We start from the raw sequence: 22,366 nt of genomic DNA, 5'->3' as shown, positions 1-22,366 counted from the left end.
GGGTGAGGGCTACAACCCAAACCAATTACTCCTCATGAAACACTTTATTCTCCCCGTTCTGGCGGGGGCGGTACTCGCTTGTACCCAGGCGTCGGCGCAAACGACCGAGCACAACGAACACATCAGCCGTCAGTTTACGCCGACGGGCAGCGCCTCGGCCAGCGTGCTGGTCATCTACAACATACAGGGCTTTGTACACGTCACGGGTACGTCGGGCAACACGGTTGGCTTCGAGGTTGATAAGAAGCTGACGGCTAAAGACCCGAAGGTGCTGGAAGCGGGCAAGCAGGAATTTAAGCTCCAGTTTGAACAGCGGGGCGACACCATCATGGCCTACATCGCCGAGCCATTCGATTCGCGTCCTAATCGGAATAACTGGCATAACCGCAACGATCGCCGTATCGAGTATGGCTTTAACCTCGATTTCACGGTGTCGGTGCCAACAACCATGAACGTGCAGGTATCGACAGTCAACAAGGGCGATGTGAGCGTGCGCGACGTGGCCGGTCGGCTCAAAGTTACCAACGTGAATGGGGGCATTACGCTCACCAACGTGCGCGGCGCCACCAACGCACACACGATCAATGGCAACCTGGTTGCCGACTACCTCGCGAGCCCACCCGAAGGGTCATCGTACTACACGCTCAACGGCGACATCAAGGTGAGCTACCCGGCTAATCTGGCGGCCGACCTGCAATTCAAGACGTTTCAGGGGAACTTCAATACCGATTTTCCCGAGGTGGAAATCCTGCCCGCTCGGGTGACCAAAACCCAGGAAACCAAGGGCGATAAAACGGTCTACAAACTCGACAAAACAACGGCCATCCGCATTGGGGGCGGCGGCAACAACCTCCGGTTCGAGACATTCAACGGTAACGTGTACATCAAAAAACAATCCTGATTACTATGACGAATCTATTGACAATCATTTTCTTGTGGTTGCTCTCGGCGGCGGTGCCCGTCGTTGCGCAAAACGACGTAAAAGAACAGCTGACCGTCCCCCTGACCGACCCCAGCAAACCGGGCTTTCTGGACGTGGGCCTGGTCAACGGCTCCATTCACGTGGTGGGGTACGGGGGTAAAGAAGTCGTGATCGACGCCACGTCGGGCTCGAAACAGCGGGCGGGCAGAAGCCGGTCAGACGACAATGATCGGTTGAACGAAAACCTGAACCTCAATCTGAACATGAACGGTTCGCGCCGCGACGACAGTCGGCAGTCGGCGGGGATGCGGCGCATTTCGTCCGGCAATCCGTTCGACCTGTCGGCGGAAGAGAAAAACAACCGGGTTAAAGTTGGGTCGGGCAGCGTCAATTCGGTTATCAACCTGACCATCAAGGTACCCCAGCGTTTTTCGCTCAAAGTGCATACGGTCAATAACGGCGATATTATGGTCGATAACGTAACGGGCGAACTGGAAATCAACAATGTCAACGGCGCCATTACGCTCACCAACATCGCCGGGTCGGCCGTCGCCAACACGATCAACGGCGACATGAAAGCGACCTTCCGGCAGGTGGAGAGCAACACACCAATGGCCTTCTCGACGCTCAACGGCAACGTCGACGTGACCTTCCCGGCCTCGGTGAAGGCGACCATCAAACTGAAATCGGACCGGGGCGAGATCTTTACCGACTTCGATATCGACGTGGAAAAAGGTGGGTCAAAAGTGACGCGTTCGAGCCAGAGCGGCATGTATCGGGTAGCCATCGACGATTGGGTCTACGGCAAAATCAACAGCGGTGGCCCCGAGGTGATGATGAAAAACATGAACGGCAACATCTACGTCCGCAAAGCGAAATAGGCGCGGGGCAGGGGGCATGGGTGCTTCGCGCTGTAGACTCTTCGATAAGCTCACGCCCTAAGCCCCTAGCCCTTGCCCCTAACTCCACGCCCCCACGCAACGTCCGGCTTTTTTTCGGCATCCTTGTCGTATCTGCGCTGTTCAATCGTCTTCGCTTCGGCAACTCAGCCTACCCCTTTTAACCGATCACGTTATGTTTCGCAATTACCTCAAGATTGCCTGGCGCAACATTGTCAAGAGTAAGACCTTTTCGTTCATCAATGTGCTGGGGCTGGCCCTGGGCATGACCTGTAGCCTGCTGATTCTGTTGTGGGTGCAGGACGAGCGCAGCATCAACCGCTTTCACGCCAACGGGCCGCGCCTGTATCAGGCGCTGGAAAACCAGCAGTGGACGGGCAACGAAATCAGCACGACCTCGGCTACGCCCGGCCCGATGGCCGCCGCCCTGACGGCCGAGGTGCCCGAAGTGGCGAAGGCCGTGAGCGTTACGTGGGAAAATGAATTGCTGCTGACTGTCGGCGAGAAAGCGTACAAGGAGAAGGGCCGGTATGCCAGCCCCGATCTCTTCCAGCTGTTTTCGTTTCCGCTGAGCCACGGCAATCCCAAAACGGCCATCGTGGGACCTGGCAGCATCGTGATTTCGGAAAAAGTAGCGCAGAAACTTTTCGGCCGCACCGACGTGCTGGGCCGGATGGTCCGGGTCGACAATACCGAGAGTCGGCAGGTGACGGGCGTGATGCGCGACATCCCGACCACGTCGTCGCTCAAGTTTGATTTTGTGCTACCCTTGGCCCCGTTTATCACCAAGAACGAGTGGCTGACCAAGTGGGAAAACAACGGCATCCGCACGTTTGCGCTGTTGCAGCCCGGTGCCAGCCTCGACCGGGTGAACGCGAAGATCCTGAACATGGTCCACGCGCACGACAAGAAGGTGACCACCATCAAGACCTTCCTCTTCCCGTTTGAAGACGCCTACCTGTACTCCAAATTCACCAACGGCCAACCCGACGGTGGCCGCATCGAGTACGTCCGGCTGTTTACGATCGTGGCCCTGTTTATTCTGGTCATCGCCTGCATCAACTTCATGAACCTGGCCACGGCCCGCTCGGCCAAACGCGCCAAGGAAGTGGGCATCCGGAAAGTGGTGGGGGCCGAGCGCATCTACCTCATCGGGCAGTTTATCGGCGAGGCCGTACTCACGGCGGGCATGGCGCTGCTATTGGCCGTAGGGCTGGTGCTGCTGTTGCTACCCGCCTTCAACCGCCTGACCGAGAAACAGATCGCGATCGACTACGCCAACCCGCTCTACTGGCTGACGCTGCTGGGGCTGGCCCTGCTCACGGGCATCGTGTCGGGCAGCTACCCGGCCCTGTTCCTGTCGTCGTTGCAGCCGGTACGTATTCTGAAAGGGACGCTGCGGTTCAAGGCGGGCGCGGTGCTGTTCCGGCAGGGGCTGGTGGTGTTTCAGTTTGCGCTGTCGCTGCTGCTCATCATCGGCACGCTCATCGCCGGTCGGCAGGTCGAGTTTATCCGCACCAAAAACCTCGGCCTCGACCGTGAGAATGTGGTGTACGGCACCATCGAAGGCGATTTGTCGAAACGCTTCGATCTGTTTAAAAACGAACTGCTTCAGGCGCCGGGCATTCAGGCCGTCAGCTCGTCGGGCTCCGACCCGATGGACATTGGCAACTCGACGATCGGGGTGGAGTGGACCGGCAAAGACCCAGCCGACAAAACCCTGTTTACGCAGATGCCGGTGAGCTACGATTTTCTGGAGACCATGAAAATCAAGCTGCTCGACGGCCGCGATTTCGACCGCAACACCATCACCGACAGCACCAACTACGTCATCAACGAGGAGGCCGCCCGGCGCATGGGTATGAAGTCACCTGTGGGGCAGAACCTGAAGTTCTGGAACAAGTCGGGCAAGATCATCGGCCTGGTGAAGAACTTCCACCTCAACTCGCTGCGCGTGGCCATTGAGCCGCTCATCCTGCGCTTCGACACCACCTACAACAGCACGATGATCGTCCGCACGCTGCCCGGCCAAACCGAAAAGGCGGTGGCGAGCATGCGGCGGCTGGCGAAGAAGTACAACCCGGCCTACCCGTTCGACTACAAATTTGCCGACGACAGTTTCGAGGAGCAGTACAAAAGCGAAACGCTGATCGGGAAGCTGGCTAACTACTTCGCCGTGCTGGCCATTTTCATTGCCTGTCTGGGCCTGTTCGGGCTGGCGATGTTTACCGCCGAGCAGCGCACCAAAGAGATTGGGGTGCGTAAGGTGCTGGGTGCGTCGGTACCGAGCCTCATCACGCTGCTGTCGAAAGATTTTCTGCGGCTGGTGCTGCTGTCGATCCTGATTGCCTCGCCCATTGCCTGGTACGCCATGAGTCAGTGGCTCCTGGATTTCAAATACCGCATCGACATTGAGTGGTGGGTGTTTGCCCTGGCCGGCCTGATGGCCATTGGTATCGCCCTGCTGACGGTGTCGTACCAGAGCATCCGCGCCGCCCTGATGGACCCCGTAAAGAGTTTACGCGCTGAATAACAGGGGGCAGGGATAGCAGGGTCGGCTGGGTACGTTGCTCACGAACAAGTTGCCCAGGCGCATTTTCCTGCCCCCCCCCTCTGCTACCCCCGCCCCAAACCCCCAATTCCTATGCTATCGAACTACCTCAAAATCGCCTGGCGGAACCTGCTCCGGCACAAGGCATTCTCGGCCATCAACATCGTTGGGCTGGCTATCGGCATGGCGGCCTGCCTGCTCATCCTGCAATACGTGGCCTTCGAGCTGAGCTTCGATAACTTCCACGACAAGGGCGAACGCATCTACCGCGTGCGGCAGGACCGCTACGACGCCGGAAAGCTCAGCACCGAGTGGGTGTCGGGAGCCTATGCCGTGGGTAATTCGTTCAAAGACGCCTTCAACGAGATCGAAGCCTACGTGAAAGTGGTGGGCTCGGGCTCGGTGGTGGCCGACGTACCTGGGCGCGAGCAACTGAAAATCGAGAAAGTATACTTCGCTGGTCCGGCCTTTTTTACCACGTTTTCGTACCCGCTGCTGACCGGCGACGCCCGCACAGCCCTCACCGAACCCAACACGGTGGTGTTGTCGGAAACCGTGGCGAAACGGCTGTTTGGCGCGGCCAATCCGCTGGGGCGCACCGTGCAGCTCAACCGGACGAAGGTGGAAAAAGTAACGGGCGTGTACCGCGACTTTCCGGCCAACGCCCACATGAAGCCCGACATCCTGCGCGCCTACGCCACGTTTGTCAAAGAGATGGGGCCGGATAACAACCCCGATCAGGCCTGGATGTGGGACGGCTGCCTCACGTACCTGCTGCTGCGCCCCAACGCCGATCCGCAGGCGCTCGAAGCCAAATTCCCGGCGTTGATCAATAAACTGATCGGAGCCGAACTGAAGAAGTACAATTCGGCGGCGGTCTACACGCTGCAACCCCTGCGCGACATCCACCTGTATTCGCACTACATCGGCGAAACCGAACCCAACGGCGACGGCAAAACGGTGTACCTGCTGCTGGGCATCGCCTTTTTTATCGTCGTCATCGCCTGGGTCAACTACGTGAATCTGGCGACGGCGCGGGCCATCAACCGGGCGCGGGAAGTGGGCGTGCGCAAAGCCATCGGCTCGCAGCGGAGTCAGCTCATCAAGCAGTTCATGGTCGAATCGGTGCTGCTCAACGGGCTGGCCGTGGTGCTGGCGTTTATCCTGGTGCTGGTGACCATTCCCGTGTTCAACAACCTGTCGGGGCAGGCGCTTACGCTGTCGTTGCTGGGTAGCGCGCGGTTCTGGCTGGCGCTGCTGGGGCTGTTTACTGTGGGTACGTTCTTCTCGGGGCTGTACCCCGCCTTTGTGCTGTCGGGGTTCCGGCCGGTGGTGGTGCTGAAAGGCCGGATGGTCAACACGCGGCAGGGCATTCTCCTGCGCAAAGGGCTGGTCGTATTTCAGTTTGGCGCGTCGCTCTTTCTGCTGGTGGGTACGTTGGCGGTGTCGCGGCAAATTCAGTTTATGCGCGAACAGACGCTGGGCCTCAACATCGATCAGACCTTGGTGATCCGCCCGCCCATCGTCCATAACGACTCGACTTACATGAGTCAGATGAAGTCGTTTAAAGACGAACTGCTGCGGCAGGCGGCCATCCGCAGCATCACGGCCTCCACGTCGATTCCGGGCGAGGCCGTGGGCTGGAACGCGGGCGGTATCCGGCTGAAAGGCACCGACGAAAGCAAAGGCAAGCAGTACCGCGTCATCGGCGTCGACTACGATTACCTGAGCGCCTACGGCATGAAACTGCTGGCCGGCCGCAACTTCGCCAAGGCCTTCGGCACCGATCCCAGAGCCCTGGTTTTCAACAAAACGGCCGTGAAGCAACTCGGTTTCGCCAACCCCACCGAGGCCATCGGCAAGCAGGTCGAATTTTGGGGCGACACCTACACCCTCGTGGGCGTGGTCGACGATTTCCATCAGCAATCGCTGCGGGAAGCGTTCGAGCCGCTCATCCTGCGCCTGATTCCCGACGTACGGGGCTTCTTTTCGGTGAAAATGGCACCGGGCGAAGCCGCCAAAACGCTGGGTACGTTGCAGGCGGCCTGGAATCAGTTTTTCCCCGGCAACCCGTTCGAGTACTTCTTTCTGGATGAGCACTTCGCCGAGCAGTACCGCGCCGATCAGCGGTTTGGGCAGGTATTCGGCTTTTTCACGGGCCTGGCGATTCTGGTAGCCTGCCTGGGCCTGTTCGGGCTGGCGTCGTTCACCACCGCGCAACGGACCAAAGAGATCGGTATTCGGAAGGCGCTGGGGGCGTCGGTGAGCGAAATCCTGCAACTGCTTTACCGCGAATTTGCCGTGCTGGTGGGTATTTCGTTCGTGATTGCAACCCCGTTGGCGTGGCTGGCGATCTACAACTGGCGACAGAGCTACGCCTTTCGCGCCGACCTCAACGGCTGGCTGTTTATCCTGCCGTTCGTGCTGGTGCTGCTCATCGCCCTGCTGACCGTCTCCTTCCAGACCATCAAAGCCGCCCTGATGAACCCCGTCACCAGCCTACGGGCCGAGTAGCTTTTTGTCATCCCGACGTAGGAGGGATCTTAAGATGCCCTGACGCACAAGTCAGGAGACATTAAGATCCCTCCTACGTCGGGATGACAAAGAAACACCCATTCAGCCCATAACTAGGGCAGTTGGTCCCATTTCGGTCCGGCGCTGGGCGGGTACGCGTAGCTTTCGGCTCACCTGAATGGCTATCCCATGAACGTACCCGGCTCACTCCTGTCTATCCTTCTTTTCGTTACCACCACCCTGCTTGCTCAAACGCCCGATCTGGTGCCGACGCAGGGCATCACCTCGGCGCTGCACGGGGCCAATGTGGGGCGCATCCGCTTTACGGACCGGGCCATCCCCGCGGCCGAGCTGACCGATACGGCGTTTCTGGGTACGTATACGCTCACCAACCGCAGCAACCTGTTCATGACGGCGTTCATGGGCAATTCGCTCACGAACTACCTGCATCAGCTCGCGCCCGAGTTGCCCGCCGACATGCTCACGAAAACGGGCGGCTATCAGTTTACGTTCTTTGTCGACGACCGGCTGGTGTACCAGAGCGACCTGCATCCCGGCGCGCCCTATCCGCAGATCAAAAACACGGAGACGATCATCCATAAACCGCTGATCGACAACCAGAAAGAGGGCGCGTGGTGGAGCCAATCGGCCTGGAACCGGTTCATGAACAACGGCGGCGATAGCGCCCTGACCGAGGGGCCGCACCGGTTCCGGCTCGACATCCGCCCGTACCTCGGCCTGACCAACCCAACGGTGGGCGTGCTGCTGGCAAGCGGCGAACTAAAGCTGCTTGTCAATCGCAGGCCGGTGATCGACCTGAGCACCATCCGGCTCAACGTACCCAGCCCCTATCCGGGGCTACCGGTATCGACCGAGCAATTTGACCGGGACAAGATCAAGGCGCTGAACGGGATGATCGACGCGGCGGTGTTTAAGCACATTACGAGCGTGGTGGTGTTGAAAAACGGCAAGCTGCTGATCGAGGAATACGGCAATGGCGCCACCCGCGATTCGCTGCACGACGTGCGTTCGGTGGGCAAATCATTCGCCTCGACGCTGACGGGTATGGCCATCCGGGACGGGCACCTGACGAGCGAAGCCCAGCCGCTGTCCGACTTCTACGACCTGCGCACGGTGGCGAACAACGTACCCGCGAAAGCCCGAACCACCCTGCGCGACCTGCTGACGATGAGCTCGGCCTTCGACGGCAACGACGACGACAGCGACTCGCCCGGCAACGAAGAGAACATGTACCCCACGCCCAACTGGGTCGACTTCACGCTGAACCTCCCGCTCGACACGGCGAAATACAAGGGTACGTGGCATTACTTCACGGCGGGCGTGGTGCTGCTGGGCGACGTGCTGCACAAGGTCGTGCCGGGCGGACTGGAACGCTACGCCGACGGGCAACTGCTTGGCCCGCTGGGTATCCGGCGGTACCGGTGGCCGTATACGCCCCAACAGACGGTGAGTATGGCGGGGGGCGTGCGTATGAACGCGCTGGATTTGGCCAAATACGGGCAGCTCTATAAAAATGACGGCCGCTGGCAGGGCCGACAACTCCTACCGGCTAGCTGGGTACGTGAGACCTTCACCCGCCATAAAGCCATTCCGGGCCGACCGAATGAGTACTACGGCTACCTGTTCTGGAACAAGACGTACCGGGTGAACGGCAAGGCCTACGAGACCTACTACGCCACGGGCAACGGCGGCAACAAAATCTTCGTGTTCAAGGACCAGCTGTGGGTCATCGTCGTAACCGCCACGGCCTATGGCACCGCCTATGCCCACCCCCAAGTTGATCAAATGATGGAGCAATACATTCTCCCTGCTTTGCTGCCATGAAGCTGACAGTTGTGACAATGTGTTACTTATTGAGTAGCCGTTTAGTCAATTCAGTTGGGTGGTTTTTGTTGTCTTTGTTTAAAAAGCGATACTTGTAGAAGTACTAGTGTAATCGTAAAATAATGAACATAATGCCGAGCTACAAGCAACTGATATATAGCAGTTTGTAACTTCTAAATTATGGGTATATATACCTGTTGGGTGCGAGTTTATAAAGTGTTCGTATACCAGCGCCTTGGCGACAGATCGCAAGGCTGGCTCGACATGATAAGTAGTTTGGCTCGTTGGGCAGGTTGCGGCCGACACAAGAAACGCCCTAGCTGGGTAAATTTTTTAGGCTTCCGATTTTAAGTGGTAGTCAGTAAGTTAAACACTGTTGTTAGGTTGATTTTGCCAAAACCTAACAAATCTTCTAATTTAAATTCTCTAAAGATAACCTTTTCCATGGACTACAGCAGACACTTAGTGTTATACTCTGGCGGCATTGATTCAACTTATTTTGTTGAAAGTGAACCAACTGCAAAACACCTGATTCACTTTAAGAGTCGAAATAAAGAGCAGTATGACGTTGCTTTGACAAACGCAAACATTCTAAATCGATACATTTCAGTTATCGCTACCCCAGATGGACCAGGTAGCGGTAGGGATGGAGAGACAAACCAAATTCATGCGCTATATGACACGGAGATGGCACTTCAAGCAAGCATTATCGCTGTGAGCTATGGCATGAAAGGCATTGTAATGTGTTTCAATGCTGACGACATAGGTATTGACTATGATGCGGTGACACAGATAATGCATCGGGTTGAACCCGATTTCGAAATTTTGTTACCTCTCATTAAGGTATCTGGCAAGAGTATAAGAGAAAGTATCAAGAGGAGTAAATTGAAAGCAATAAGCTGTATGAATGGCGTTCAATGTGGTTACTGCCCCAAATGCACTAAAACTTTCTAATAATACAGTAAAGATCCACCTAGAACAGATTTGCTTTGCGTGGGGTAACTTCCCGTTGACAGGATGCTCGTCCCCGAAGGAGAGATTGCAATCCAATCTGCTGAGTGTGTAAAGGTAGCAGATTCGTGCGTTGTCTCAAGTGGCTCGTAGTGCCATCAACACTTAGAATCGCTACGTATATAGAACAGAAATAAAGTGAGTACCATCATCTTGTCGGCAGGCCTCATGGTTCGATACGTGGTCTTTTCGGCGGGCAGGTTGTCGATTAATAGTATAAGCGCCTGAGACAGGTTACCAAATTTTCGATGAGCGGGCTATGTACTATAAGGCAGAAAACTTTATAGATAAGCTTGAGTGAATTATGAGACTTCTCGCTAACATTACAAGCTTTTTGGTTACGTAAAATTGTTAGGATTCAGAATGACCAATATTCTGAATTTTTGCTGATCTTCGCAACAGCCTAATATACTTGCGCACTACTTACAAATAGGATATTATGAAAATTTGGATAACATATAGTTATGAAGACAAAGAATTTGTCGATAAAATAAAATATTTTTTAAATCAATCCGACTTAGAGATTTTGGATATAGAGAATGAGATCTTGCCGGGTGATAATATTGTAGTTGCAATTGCAGGTGCTATTGAAAAAGCCGATTTAATATTGATAATACTCTCGAAAAATAGCGGTGAGAGACAGTGGTTTTCTACAGAAGTGGGGTTAATAATCAGTGAAATCAGAAGAGATAACCATAAGAAAATTATTCCAATTATAAAAGATAAGGGTTCGGTAATACCCCCGTTTATCAATCAATACCAGTTTCTTGATTTATCCGATGAAAAAGATATAGACATACGTTTGGAGAAGCTGCTAAAAACATTACAGATAAGAAAAATTTCCGAGATTAGTGATAGAAAATTATACTTAGAATCCGAGATTGTCCTTTCTAGAGATGAATTACTTGAATATGAAAAATACGAATATGAAAAACAACGCAACCATAAACAAGGTTTAGTTATAACCACTTTTTTAACTACAATATTAGCGTTTCTTATATCTGTTTTTTCATTTTTTATTTCAGGGAGAAACGTAATAAAATTTGGTCCCGAACTCAGTATTAGTAGCACTACTATTATTGCTTTAGTGTTAGGAGCTTTCATTGGAGTCATTATTAGCTTAATTCTTATTCAATTTAGGAAGAAATAAGATGGCGAAGATCTTGACACCAATCGAAATAGAGAGGGCTTCCGAAAGAATTCGGCAGGAGAAGGAAACTTTTGATCAAAGAAAAAAACAAGATAACCAGTGGTTCGTGCTTAAGCTGGTTATGGGTTTTTTCTCCGTAATACTTCTTGCGACGGTTTTAATCGTATCTACGTATATTCTTATGAATAATGATAAATTTCCAATATCGGTAGTAACTTCAGCAGGAGCAGCATTGTTTGTTGATATACTAGGATTGATAATTTCGGTTTGGAAAATAGTTTTAAACCCGGATTCTGTCACAAAACTTGAGCCCGTAACTACTGAAGATGAATAACTGTCGATGTTGACAGGATTAGCCAAAAAAGAGGGTCTAGCTTCGCGCTCGGTCTTAGCGATTAGTGTGTTGTCAACGCTCCGCGCAAGTCGGCTTACGGATGACAGGATGCAGAGCGCAACATCATGCTTCGTAACCCAATAGGCGGGGGGTGTAAATGCAGACAAGCCGTTTGCCCTTTCAGCGATCTCGCGGGATAATCAATCCTCTAGGTCGTTGTGTTAGTTACACACCAGAATTCACAATCTCAATAGACAGACAGGATACTACCAAGTAAAAGGAGAAGCAGTGATACCTCCAATCATTCAATACAATACGTACCTGCATTGCTGAATAAGTCGTGATTCGCTAACGAATAAGGTTCCCAACTACCGCCAGCAGGACGTACCAAACTAGCCGAGGAGCACTTTCTTGCCGGTGTTGGCGGCTCGATAAATGCCTTCGATGACGCGCATGTCTTTGCGGCCTTCGTCGCCCGAAATGTGCGATGGCAGCGGTTTGTTGCTCAGGATATGGCTGGCGATGTCGTCGAGTTGGGCGGCTTGCTGGTTGATGACCGGGAAATTGAACACGCCCCGGCTCGTTTTTCCCGCAAAGGGGCCGTAACTCAGGGCCGGGCTCAGCTCAAACGTACCCTCGTCGGCCGAGGCGAAGAAGCGGTCGATGTTGCTGTTGGCGGTGGTGGCCGAGGTGCAGATGGCCCCACTCGGGAAGTACAGTTGCCACATGATGTTCTCCTCCACTTCCTTGAACCGGTCGGGCATCGTCACCGGGCCATACTGCGCCGTTACCGCAATAGGTTCCTCGCCCAGCACGTACCGGCCAGCCTGCACGCAATAGACGCCCAGGTTCATCAGCGGGCCGCCACCTGCCAGCACTTTGCTCAGATGCCAATCGGCGGCGGCGATGCCCGCGAGCCGGTAGCCCAACGACGCTTCGATCCAACGTACCTGACCGAAGACCTTTTCCTGCCCCAGCCGCTTGAGTTCGATGTGGTGCGGCTCGTAGTGCAGCCGGTAGCCAACCGCCAGTTGCACACCCGCCCGCTGGCAGGCGTCGATCATTTCCCGGCAGTCGCGTTCGGTAAGGGCCATCGGCTTCTCGACAATCACATGTTTGCCCGCCTTCGCCACCCGCAGCGTGTAGTCCTTGTGCAGGCCGTTGGGCAGGGTGATGTAGACCAGATCGATGTCCGGGTTGTTGGCCAGCTGGTCCAACTGGTCATACGAATAAATGTTCTTGTCGGGCAGGCCAAACTCGGCTTTCCACTGCGCCGCTTTGGCCGGTGTACCCGTGATCACGCCGTTGAGCCGACAATAGCGCGAGTCGGCCAGTCCGCTTTTCAGCACGTTGGCGTACCGGCCCAGGCCGCAGATCGCGATGTTCAGTTTCCGGGCGGGTTCGGGTTTGTCGAAGGTAGCAGCCACGAGGGTGGGGGCGAGCGTCGAGGCGCCAATGCCCAGGCCGAGGTTGTTGATGAATGAACGTCGGGAGTAGGTAGCCATAGTGCCCTGGTTGAGGGGGACAAATAGCGCCACCCCATCGCTTCGTCCAACCGATAAAGGGCTCAAAGGCGATTAGGGACGGTGAATGGCAATCGGGTTACCAGGGCCAGGCGCCACAGTTACCCTAGGGCTGATTTTTTTCCTGAGAAAAACGAAGAATCACTTGTGAAACCGAATGGTTGCGCGTACATTTGCAACCGAACGGTTTCATTAATCGCGCACCCCATCGATGCGAAGAGACATTTTTCAGGCCATCGCCGACCCGACGAGGCGGGCCATTATCGCCCTGATCGCCTTACAGGCCATGACCCCGAACGCCATTGCCGACCACTTCAACACAACCCGGCAGGCCGTGTCGAAACACCTGCGCATTCTCACGGAATGCGAACTGGTCAAGCAAGCCCCGCAGGGCCGGGAGATTTATTACTCGCTGGAGATCGACAAACTGAAAGAAGTAGACAACTGGCTGGCCCAATACCGAACCATTTGGGAAACCCGGTTCAATCAACTTGACGAGGTATTATCCATGATTAAACAACAGAACCAATGAACAACAACTTGCGCTTCGACTTTACCGTCGACAAATCACAGAAAACGGTAGTCATCAACCGGGAATTTGCGGCCGAACTGCCGCTGGTTTGGGATGCGTTTACCAAACCCGAACTACTGGATCAGTGGGTTGCGCCCAGGCCCTGGTCATCCAGGACCAAGTACATGGATTTTAAGGTCGGTGGCCGCCGGTTCTACGCGATGGTGAGCCCCGAAGGACAGGCGCGCTGGTCGATTCAGGAATACACGTCGATCAGTCCGAAGACCAATTACAAGATGTACAATACGTTTGCCGACGAACACGAAAATCCCGAACTGCCCGGTTCGGAATGGGATACGACGTTCAGCGAGCAAAACGGCATCACCACCGTGCGGATCGTTATCAAAAACGAATCACTGACCCGCATGGAGCAAATGATTGAGATGGGCTTCGAAATCGGCTTCAAGATGTCGATCGATAACCTGGAACAACTACTGGCCGACTTGTCTAAACAGCCGACTAAAGCCTCCTGATTTTGTTTGAGTTAGGGTATTGCTGGTACTTGTGCATTGCTGGCGCCTAGTCGAAGGGGTAGGCGTCAGCAACAAGCGTCAGCCATCCGCCAACGTACCTTAACAACTCTTAACAGGCTGCTTAGCAGGTGGGTACGTACCTTGGTCGCTCCATCAGGTACGTTGCCAACATGCTACAGCATTACCTTCACATCGCCGGGCGGCAGCTACGGGCGCAACGCGGCTATACCGCGCTTAACATCGTCGGGCTCACCATCGGCATGGCGGGCGGCCTGCTGATTTTCCTGTTCCTGCAACACCACCTCAGCACCGACCGCCACCACGCCCGCTTCGACCGGATTTACCGGATCACCACCGACCTGCACCTCGACAATGGCGTTGTCGAGTATTACCCCGAAGCGCCGCTGCCGATGGCGCAGGTGCTGCGCACGGCCTACCCACAGGTGGAGCAGGCCGCGTTTGTGCGCATGAACCGCTCGCTCACGGTCAACCTGACCGCGCCGAACGGGGGTGCGTCGGCGCGGTTTCTCGAGCAGGACAACACGGCGCTGGTCGAAGGCGAGCTGTTCGATATATTGGATTACCACTGGCTGAGCGGTAACCCCAAAACAGCCCTGCGCGCGCCCGGTAGCGTCGTGCTCACCGAGTCGTGGGCGCAGCGCTATTTTGGACCGGCCAACCCGCTGGGGCAGGTCATCGAGCTGGATCACCGCGTCAAGGCCACCGTCACGGGCGTCGTAGCTGACCCCACCAACCCCACTGATACCCGCATCGGCCTGTTTATCTCGATGCCCACGATCCGGCAGCTCGACCCGACGTATGACGTCACCGAGTGGGGCCAACTCAACAGCACCAACCGGCTCTATTTCACGCTCAAACCCAATGCGCCGCCTACCGCCATCGGGCAACTTGAGGCTTCACTGCCTGCCCTGTCGAAAACGCACTACGGCGAGCTGGCGCACGTCTACCAGTTTCACACCCAACCCCTGGCCGACATGCATTTCGACGTTCGTCGATCGGGGGGCGTCATTCGGCGGTCGCTGCTGGGGGCGGTGGGGTTGATCGGCCTGTTTCTGGTGCTGACGGCCTGCATCAACTTTATCAACCTGGCGACGGCGCAGGCGTTTCGGCGCAGCAAAGAAGTGGGCGTCCGCAAAACGATGGGTAGTTCGCGGGGGCAGTTGGCGGGTCAGTTTCTGCTCGAAACAAGTTTGATCGTTGGCATCGCTCTGCTGCTGGCGCTACTGCTCACAACGGTTACCCTGCCGCTCTTCCGCAATTGGGTGCACGCGCCGCTGGCCCTGCGGCCCAACGTACCCACGCTGCTCTTCATCGGGCTGCTGCCGCTGGGCGTCGTGCTGCTGGCGGGCGGGTATCCGGCGGTTGTGCTGGCGCGGTTCAGCCCACAGGCGAGCCTGCGCGGCAACGTACCGGCGTCGGCGGTGGGGGGCTACTCGCTGCGGCAGGGGCTAATCGTGCTCCAGTTTGTGATCTGCCAGGCGCTGCTGGTGGGCGCGCTGGTGGTGGTAAAGCAGGTGCGGTTCACCCAACAGACCGATCTGGGCTTCCGGCAGAATAATGTGCTGATCGTGAATCTGCCCACCGACGGGAAAAACGCGTGGACGACGCTCAAAAACGAACTGAGCCAATACCCCGCCATCCGGTCGGTGACGCTGCAATACCGACCGCCCTCGGCGAGCGAGATGAACGGCGGCTCCTTCAAATTCGGCTCGGATCCCGACTGGACGAGTTTTCCCGTGCGGGAACGCCTCGCCGACGCCGATTACCTGAACACCTATGCCATGCAGCTGGTGGCGGGCCGCAACCTAGTCGCTAGCGATTCCATCCGCGAGTACGTCATCAACGAAACGCTGATGCGCAAGCTCGGCTACCAGAAACCCGAGGCCATTCTGGGGCAACGCATGCAATACTACCTGTCGGCGGTGCCGCTGCCCATCGTGGGTGTGGTCAAAGACTTCCACCTGAAATCATTGCACGAACCCATCGAGCCCTGTTTCATCGCGTCGTTTCCGGCCATGTACCGGCAGGCGGGCATCCGCATGGCGGGGGCCTCGTCGGAGCAAACGCTCGCTCATATCCGGGCCGTATTCCAGCGCCTTTACCCAACGGACGTATTTACGTACAGCTTCCTCGACGATCAGCTGGCGCGTTTCTACGAAACCGAAACCACGCTGGCGCGGCTCGTCAACCTGTTTGCCGGGCTGATCATGGTGATCTGCGGCCTGGGGCTCTACGGGCTGGTGGCGTTGTCGGTAACGCGACGCACCAAAGAAATCGGTGTCAGGAAGGTGCTGGGTGCGTCGGTGCCGAGCCTCGTTGCGCTGCTGTCGACGGAGGTGCTGCGGCTGGTGCTGGTGGCCATCGCGCTGGCGTCGCCGCTGGCGTGGTGGGCCATGCAGCAGTGGCTGGCCGGCTTTGCCTACCGCACCGACCTCCACTGGTGGGTCGTGGCGGCGGCCGGTACGTTGGCGGTGAGCGTTGCGCTGCTCACGATCAGTTACCAGACCATCCGGGCCGCCCGCATGAATCCCGTGGCGAGTTTGCGCAGCGAGTAAGCGCGGCTGGGTACGTTACCTGGCGTTGGGTAACTGGTTGAGGTAAGCCTGCGTGCTGGGCTGCACGGTGCCGTAGGTCTGCACATCGACAACCGCGACCCCGATGAACGCTAACTGCTGCCGTTCGGCCGCGGTTGGTTCGCTGGCGTACTCTTCCTCGTTGATCTTCTTGGTCGCCAGTTGTTTCGCCAGTGCGCTGATACCGGGGTGGTTGCTCAGAATCGGCTGAGCCTCGAAGGTGTCGCCGGGCCGGGTGCCGTCCCGATCGTAGTTGATGCAATAAGCCACCAGCCAGGCGGTCTCGACAGCATGCGCGGGCACCAGTATCGTCACGGTCTTGACGAGGATACCGTTCTGCGAAATATCCTGAAAGAGCGCACTCGTTTCGGCCACCCAGATCAGCCCCGGCGGCAACTCGACCCGGATGGGCGCATTGGTGCTGTTGCTGAAGGAGACACAGAACGCAACGGCATTCCCCGCCCCTTTGATCCGTTTCGCCTGCCGGGCCTCATACCAGCAATCGCTGTCGTTGCGGGGCTTCTGGACGAGGGTGATGCCGGCCGGAAAGGCAAACGGCGTGCCGAGCGGCCGCGCTTTGGAATTGCCGAAGCCGGGAGCCGACGAAGCGGGCGGGAGTGGGTCGACATCTACGCCCGAACCCGGGGTGATAGCGTTGGGGGCGGAGGTGGTACAGGCCATGAGGCCGGTTAGCAGCAGGCAATAGAGCGATGAGCGCATGGGAGCGATTAATTAGCTAGCCTAAAGGTGCGCCCCGGCGGGCGGCCGCCCCGGTCTGTCTCCCGCCAACCGGAAAAAGCGACCGATGAAGCAGCGTTGCCCGCCCTATCCGGGTAATTAATATCCGGTCGGCCGCCGGGGATATTCACTTGCCCGAGGCCCTTTAGCATGGGTAGTCACGCATAGGCAGTTGGCTTTGCCGGTTGTCGCCTGTTTCCGGTACAGGCGGGCCAATGCCGCTGCCCATGAAGGCGACGCCAACGACCACAACTCCGTTTTCCATGAAAAAACTGCTTAGCGTATCACTTTTCCTGCTGCTCGCTGTATCGGGCGTACAGGCGCAAAACACCATCTGGACGGCCGATAAGGCCAACGCCTGGTATCAGAAACAGGGCTGGCTGCGGGGCAGCAACTTCCAGCCCAGCACGGCCATCAATCAGTTGGAGATGTTTCAGGCGGCCACGTTCGACCCGCAAACCATCGACCGCGAATTGGGTTGGGCCGAAGGGCTGGGCATGAACGCCATGCGCGTCTACCTGCACCACATTCTGTGGACGTCGGACCGCGACGGGTTCAAAAAACGGCTCGACCAGTACCTCCAGATCGCCAATAAACACGGCATTAAAACGATCCTGGTGTTTTTCGACGACTGCTGGAACGACGAGTACCACCCCGGCAAGCAGCCCGATCCCAAACCCGGCGTGCACAACAGCGGCTGGGTACGTGACCCCGGCACCATGATCCTGAACCGGCCCGATAGCCTGCCCGTCCTGGAGCGCTACGTGAAAGACGTAATGACGACGTTCAAAAACGACGACCGCATTCTGCTATGGGATCTCTACAATGAGCCGGGCAACAGCGGCTATACCAACAAAAGCCTGCCCCTGCTGAAAGCCGTGTTCAGTTGGGCGCGGCAGGTAAACCCCTCGCAGCCGGTCAGCGCGGGGCTTTGGAACTGGGGTCCCCAATTCGATGAGCTGAACAAGTTTCAACTCGACAACTCCGACGTGGTGACCTACCACCAGTACCAATACATCAACTACCACCGGGACCGCATCAAGGAGCTTCGGAAGCAGAACCGGCCTCTGATCTGCACCGAATACATGGCCCGCCGCAACGGTAGCCTGTTTCAGACGGTGATGCCGACGCTGAAGGCCGAAAACATTGGTGCCATCAACTGGGGCTTCGTGTCGGGCAAGACCAACACCATTTTTGCCTGGGATACCCCCATCGCCAATGGCCGGGAGCCCGAACTCTGGTTTCACGATATCTTCCGCAAAGACGGCAAGCCGTTCAGCGACGACGAGGTCAACCTGATCAAATCCCTGACGGGTAAACAGTAGAGATCAATCCTGACCGCGACCGGTGCCGCTTGATCGAGTAGGTCGACGGCAACAGCCGCTGCCCGTCTTCGACGAAAAGAGCCATTACCAAAACCGCTTCGGTGGGCTGGTAATGGCTCTTTTTGCGTTCGTGGTAATCCGTTGACCCGCCGAATGGACGAGAAAACCTACTTATACGTTTTCCCTAACAGGCTGTTCAGCGATGCTGGGAAGGCCGCCAGACCGGTAATTTAGGGGTAATGGCTAAAGGCGGGTTGGTCGGCGGCTTGTGTAACCGATTTACCAAGCCGTGGGTGGGAGGCCGTACAGGACGCTATAAAGGACACAATATCAACGTGCTGGCGGAATAGCGCCGACAGATTTGCCAATATGGCCACGGACGACCGCGGCCAATCCCCCTGCCATCTGGTAAAAAAACTCTTTATTTAAGCTAAAATAATCTGTCTTTTAATATAAATTGTGCAACCGATTGCAATTTTGTAAACAACCTGTAGTTTTGCACTCAGTAAAGTAAAGTTTGTATCCTAAGTAGAGGGGTAGTTGGGCGGGTTTGTAAGCCTGATTCGTAGAACTGCTCAGGCGGCTACCGTACTTTCCGGACCAGGCTGAGTAGGGCTTAACCAGCCCCCTTGCATAGACGTGAATTGACAAAGAAACCAACCTATCCTATAGCTCAAGTCAGTGCAGTACCCGGCTATTCCGCCCTTGCCTAATCAATACCTATACAAGTCGTTTGCCTATCAGTACTCCCTTTAACCAATAAATCCAGAATACTATGTTAAATCAATTACCAACTCATGGTTCGGTCGCGAAATGGCTGCGATTGGGACTTTACTGTTCTCTGTTGCTCAGCGTGTTGGTCACGTCGGCATGGGCCAAGGCCCCCAAAGACCAACCGGTATCAGGTACTGTCCTCGATGAAAAGGGGAGCCCTCTGGTCGGTGTGAACATTCAGATTAAAGGCACGGCGCGGGGCACAACCAGCGATGCCAACGGTGCGTATCGGATCGAGGTGCCCAACGCCAATTCGGTGCTGATTTTCAGTTATATTGGTTACAAGCGGCAGGAAGTTACCGTAGGACCCCGGGCCGTCATCAACCTGTCGCTGGAAGCCGATGCCAGCGCGCTTGATGAAGTCGTCGTGGTGGGCTACGGCACCCAGAAACGCTCGTCGCTGACGGGAGCCGTATCAACGGTAACCCCCAAAGAGCTGACGGCGCTGCCCGTGCCCAGCGTGGCGCAGGCTCTCCAGGGACGGGTACCGGGCGTATCGGTCGTCAACAACGGCGGCCCCGGTTCGGCACCTACCGTGCAGATTCGGGGTATTGGCTCGATCAACTACGCGTCGGGGCCGCTCTACGTAATCGATGGCGTACCAACGGGCGACCTGACGAGCTTCAACAACAACGACATTGAATCGCTGGAGGTCCTGAAAGATGCCAGCTCAGCGGCCATTTATGGGTCACGGGCCGCCAACGGGGTCGTGCTGATTACGACTAAAAAAGGCAACCGCGACAACCGGGTCCGTATCTCGATCGACTCGTACGTGGGCACGCAGAGCGCCTGGCGTAAAATCCCCGTCCTGAACCGCGACGAGTACGTCCGCTACGCGACGGCGCTGACCTCGAACGCCGGTATCCCGCTGCCCGGTCGCCTGAGCAACCTGAACACGCCGATCTACGCCGGCGCTACGCAGACCTTCGCCCAGACGGAAACCAACTGGCAGGATGAGCTATTCCGCAACGCCCCCATTCAGCAGCAGCAGATTTCGCTGTCGGGTGGCAACGCGGTATCGCGCTTCTTTGCGTCGGGTAACTACTTCAACCAGCAGGGGATCATGCAGGGAACGAGCTACGAGCGGGGTTCGCTGCGCCTGAACTCAGACCACCAGATCGCCAAGTTCCTGAGCATAGGCCAGACGCTGACGGGCGCCTACAGCAGCCAGCGCCCCGAGCAGGGCGGCGACCGCTCGCAGATGATGCATGCCCTGCGGATGATGCCCTACTGGCCTACCATGGACCCGACCAAAGTGGGTGGCTATAGCGCCCCGACGGCCCTGGATGGCTCTGACCCCGAGAACCCGCTGCGCTACCCCGCCCTCGACATTACCCGCAACCGCTTCCTGAAACTGTTTGCGACGTTCTATGCCGACGTTCGGTTTACGAACTACCTCCGCTACCGCTTCAACTACGGGGCTGACCTGGGCTACGGCGTAAACAGCACGTTCCTGCCTATCTATAATGATGGCTACGGCGGACGTACCTCGGCCACCGTGCAGGATAACCGCACGACGAACATCTCGCAGGTGCTGACCAACCAGCTGACCTTCGACAAAACCTTCGGTAAACACGCCATCAACGTGCTGGCCGTTGCTGAACAGCAGAACATCAAGTTCAGCGGCCTGAACGGCTCGGGTATCCGGCCAAACAATGACCTGGACGTGATTCAGGGCGTGAGCAACCCGTCGGTAACCAGCAACCGGAGCGAAACCAACCTGATTTCGTACGTTGGTCGGGTTAACTACGAGTTTGATGGCAAGTACCTGGTCAGCGCGTCGATTCGCCGCGATGGTTCTTCGCTGTTTGCGCCGGGTAAGAAGTGGGGTAACTTCCCCTCGGCGTCGGTGGGCTGGCGCATCAACCAGGAGGCGTTCATGAAAGCCATGCCGCAGTTCTCGGAACTGAAACTACGCGCCAGCTACGGTAAAACCGGCTTCAACGGCATTGGCAACTACGCCTGGCAGTCGCTGGTGCAGGCCGACGCCACGGCCTATCCGTTTGGTGCTGCTAACAGCCTGGGTTCGTATTTCAACGCGCTGGGTAACACCGAATTGCAGTGGGAAACTACCGACATGGTCAACGTAGGGGTAGATGTGGGCTTGTTCAACAACAAGATCACCTTCTCGGGCGAAGTCTATAACCGGTTTACCGACGGCCTCATTCTGGGCGTCCCCATCCCGAACTCGATCGGCTACAGCAACCCCCCCGTGGCCAACATCGGCAGCATGAAAAACTGGGGGTACGAGTTCCAGGCGGGTTACAACTACGCCCGGGGTGATTTCCGGTTGAACGCCTCGGCCAACATCGGTATTACGCGTAACCGGGTGCTGAGCCTCGCTACGCCAACGGCGTCGATCTTTGCCGGGCTTAATGCCGACTACGGTGGCTTCGAGATCACCAAAACCGAAGTAGGTCAGCCCGTTCAGTCGTTCTACGGCTGGCAGGTCGACGGCATCTTCCAGAGCCAGGCCGAAATCAACGCCGCTAATGCCAAGGATGGCGACGACAAAACGCTGTATCAGGACAAAGCCGCTCCGGGCGACATCCGGTTTAAAGACCTCAACGGCGATGGTAAAATCACCGACGCCGACCGGACGTACCTGGGGAGCTACCTGCCCAATTTCAACTACGGCGCCAATTTCTCAGGTACGTTCAAGAACTTCGATTTCACGCTGTATCTGCAGGGTGTTCAGGGTAACAAAATCTACAACGGCACGAAGGTCGTGACGCAGGGGATGTTGCGGCTGTTCAACGCCGGCCCGGCCGTGCTGAACGCCTGGACCCCCACGAACACCAACACCGACGTACCCCGCGCCATCAGTGGTGACCCCAATAACAACAGCCGGACGTCGGACCGCTTCATCGAAGACGGCTCCTACATGCGGGTGAAAAACCTGACGATCGGCTACTCGATTCCGGGTAAGACCCTCGGCGGGCTCACCAACAACGTCGTGAACCGGGTGCGGGTGTATGTGTCGAGCCAGAACCTGCTGACCATCACCAAATACACGGGTTACGACCCCGAAATCGCGTCGCGTAACGGCACGCTGCTGCGCAACGGCATCGATTACTCGAACTACCCGCAGGCACGTACCATCCTGGCGGGTCTTCAGATCACTTTCTAACGGATCACGTCC

15 protein-coding genes are annotated in these 22,366 nt (G+C 56.6%); 13 read left to right on the top strand and 2 right to left on the bottom strand.

Translation table 11 applies throughout. The features are described 5' to 3' along the window. The first annotated feature begins 34 nt into the window (after positions 1-34). The 8 genes from FAES_RS00805 (at position 35) to FAES_RS00770 (ending at position 11,226) form a co-directional block, all read left to right on the top strand. Complete coding sequence (locus tag FAES_RS00805) at positions 35-901, top strand: DUF4097 family beta strand repeat-containing protein (RefSeq protein ID WP_015329274.1); 867 nt, start codon at positions 35-37, stop codon at positions 899-901. Between the two features lie 5 nt (positions 902-906). Beyond that, on the top strand, positions 907-1,803 hold the full coding sequence (locus tag FAES_RS00800) for a DUF4097 family beta strand repeat-containing protein (RefSeq protein WP_015329273.1): 897 nt from the start codon (positions 907-909) through the stop codon (positions 1,801-1,803). A gap of 193 nt (positions 1,804-1,996) precedes the next feature. Next, complete coding sequence (locus FAES_RS00795) at positions 1,997-4,354, top strand: ABC transporter permease (protein WP_015329272.1); 2,358 nt, start codon at positions 1,997-1,999, stop codon at positions 4,352-4,354. A 111-nt stretch (positions 4,355-4,465) separates the two neighbouring features. Further along, positions 4,466-6,886: an ABC transporter permease gene (locus FAES_RS00790; RefSeq protein ID WP_015329271.1), complete on the top strand. Its 2,421-nt coding sequence runs from the start codon at positions 4,466-4,468 to the stop codon at positions 6,884-6,886. Positions 6,887-7,075: 189 nt separating this feature from the next. Further along, complete coding sequence (locus FAES_RS00785) at positions 7,076-8,731, top strand: serine hydrolase domain-containing protein (protein ID WP_015329270.1); 1,656 nt, start codon at positions 7,076-7,078, stop codon at positions 8,729-8,731. Between the two features lie 444 nt (positions 8,732-9,175). Beyond that, the gene (locus FAES_RS00780) at positions 9,176-9,685 is read left to right on the top strand and encodes a hypothetical protein (protein WP_041257321.1); all 510 of its coding nucleotides are present in this window, start codon (positions 9,176-9,178) and stop codon (positions 9,683-9,685) included. A gap of 496 nt (positions 9,686-10,181) precedes the next feature. Then, the gene (locus tag FAES_RS00775; protein ID WP_041257320.1) at positions 10,182-10,892 is read left to right on the top strand and encodes a toll/interleukin-1 receptor domain-containing protein; all 711 of its coding nucleotides are present in this window, start codon (positions 10,182-10,184) and stop codon (positions 10,890-10,892) included. Position 10,893: 1 nt separating this feature from the next. Continuing rightward, positions 10,894-11,226, top strand: coding sequence for a hypothetical protein (locus FAES_RS00770; RefSeq protein ID WP_041257318.1), 333 nt, complete (start codon positions 10,894-10,896; stop codon positions 11,224-11,226). Between the two features lie 392 nt (positions 11,227-11,618). Here FAES_RS00770 and FAES_RS00765 read toward each other — a convergent pair whose 3' ends face one another. After that, complete coding sequence (locus tag FAES_RS00765) at positions 11,619-12,731, bottom strand: Gfo/Idh/MocA family protein (protein WP_015329269.1); 1,113 nt, start codon at positions 12,729-12,731, stop codon at positions 11,619-11,621. Positions 12,732-12,960: 229 nt separating this feature from the next. On the opposite strand from FAES_RS00765, the gene FAES_RS00760 reads away from it, so the two are divergent. From FAES_RS00760 to FAES_RS00750, 3 genes are all read left to right on the top strand, one after another. Beyond that, positions 12,961-13,281 carry an ArsR/SmtB family transcription factor gene (locus tag FAES_RS00760; protein WP_015329268.1) on the top strand — a complete coding sequence of 107 codons (321 nt, stop codon included), beginning with the start codon at positions 12,961-12,963 and terminating at the stop codon, positions 13,279-13,281. Then, positions 13,278-13,793 (top strand): SRPBCC family protein, encoded by a 516-nt coding sequence (locus FAES_RS00755; RefSeq protein ID WP_015329267.1) that lies wholly within the window; start codon positions 13,278-13,280, stop codon positions 13,791-13,793. Before FAES_RS00760 ends, FAES_RS00755 begins: the two co-directional genes overlap by 4 nt. A 170-nt stretch (positions 13,794-13,963) precedes the next feature. Continuing rightward, the gene (locus FAES_RS00750; protein WP_015329266.1) at positions 13,964-16,369 is read left to right on the top strand and encodes an ABC transporter permease; all 2,406 of its coding nucleotides are present in this window, start codon (positions 13,964-13,966) and stop codon (positions 16,367-16,369) included. 15 nt (positions 16,370-16,384) lie between these two features. Here FAES_RS00750 and FAES_RS00745 read toward each other — a convergent pair whose 3' ends face one another. After that, the gene (locus FAES_RS00745) at positions 16,385-17,107 is read right to left on the bottom strand and encodes a hypothetical protein (RefSeq protein WP_015329265.1); all 723 of its coding nucleotides are present in this window, start codon (positions 17,105-17,107) and stop codon (positions 16,385-16,387) included. A gap of 281 nt (positions 17,108-17,388) precedes the next feature. Between FAES_RS00745 and FAES_RS00740 the strand changes: the two genes are divergently transcribed. Together FAES_RS00740 and FAES_RS00735 are read left to right on the top strand one after the other, a co-directional pair. Further along, positions 17,389-18,450: a cellulase family glycosylhydrolase gene (locus FAES_RS00740; protein ID WP_041257316.1), complete on the top strand. Its 1,062-nt coding sequence runs from the start codon at positions 17,389-17,391 to the stop codon at positions 18,448-18,450. A gap of 943 nt (positions 18,451-19,393) precedes the next feature. Continuing rightward, entirely contained in the window at positions 19,394-22,354 is a 2,961-nt protein-coding gene (locus FAES_RS00735) for a SusC/RagA family TonB-linked outer membrane protein (RefSeq protein ID WP_229364401.1), read from the top strand. Positions 22,355-22,366 lie beyond the last annotated feature (12 nt).

Origin of the sequence: Fibrella aestuarina BUZ 2 (genome assembly GCF_000331105.1) — a bacterium.
In the GTDB taxonomy this organism is placed as follows: domain Bacteria; phylum Bacteroidota; class Bacteroidia; order Cytophagales; family Spirosomataceae; genus Fibrella; species Fibrella aestuarina.
Note: the sequence above shows the minus strand (reverse complement) of the source record. Positions and strands in the feature narration are given on the sequence as shown.

Coding starts and splice junctions, on each gene's coding strand:
- FAES_RS00805 (WP_015329274.1), top strand. CDS start 35: ATGAAACACTTTATTCTCCCCGTTCTGGCGGGGGCGGTACTCGCTTGT.
- FAES_RS00800 (WP_015329273.1), top strand. CDS start 907: ATGACGAATCTATTGACAATCATTTTCTTGTGGTTGCTCTCGGCGGCG.
- FAES_RS00795 (WP_015329272.1), top strand. CDS start 1,997: ATGTTTCGCAATTACCTCAAGATTGCCTGGCGCAACATTGTCAAGAGT.
- FAES_RS00790 (WP_015329271.1), top strand. CDS start 4,466: ATGCTATCGAACTACCTCAAAATCGCCTGGCGGAACCTGCTCCGGCAC.
- FAES_RS00785 (WP_015329270.1), top strand. CDS start 7,076: ATGAACGTACCCGGCTCACTCCTGTCTATCCTTCTTTTCGTTACCACC.
- FAES_RS00780 (WP_041257321.1), top strand. CDS start 9,176: ATGGACTACAGCAGACACTTAGTGTTATACTCTGGCGGCATTGATTCA.
- FAES_RS00775 (WP_041257320.1), top strand. CDS start 10,182: ATGAAAATTTGGATAACATATAGTTATGAAGACAAAGAATTTGTCGAT.
- FAES_RS00770 (WP_041257318.1), top strand. CDS start 10,894: ATGGCGAAGATCTTGACACCAATCGAAATAGAGAGGGCTTCCGAAAGA.
- FAES_RS00765 (WP_015329269.1), bottom strand. CDS start 12,731: ATGGCTACCTACTCCCGACGTTCATTCATCAACAACCTCGGCCTGGGC.
- FAES_RS00760 (WP_015329268.1), top strand. CDS start 12,961: ATGCGAAGAGACATTTTTCAGGCCATCGCCGACCCGACGAGGCGGGCC.
- FAES_RS00755 (WP_015329267.1), top strand. CDS start 13,278: ATGAACAACAACTTGCGCTTCGACTTTACCGTCGACAAATCACAGAAA.
- FAES_RS00750 (WP_015329266.1), top strand. CDS start 13,964: ATGCTACAGCATTACCTTCACATCGCCGGGCGGCAGCTACGGGCGCAA.
- FAES_RS00745 (WP_015329265.1), bottom strand. CDS start 17,107: ATGCGCTCATCGCTCTATTGCCTGCTGCTAACCGGCCTCATGGCCTGT.
- FAES_RS00740 (WP_041257316.1), top strand. CDS start 17,389: ATGAAAAAACTGCTTAGCGTATCACTTTTCCTGCTGCTCGCTGTATCG.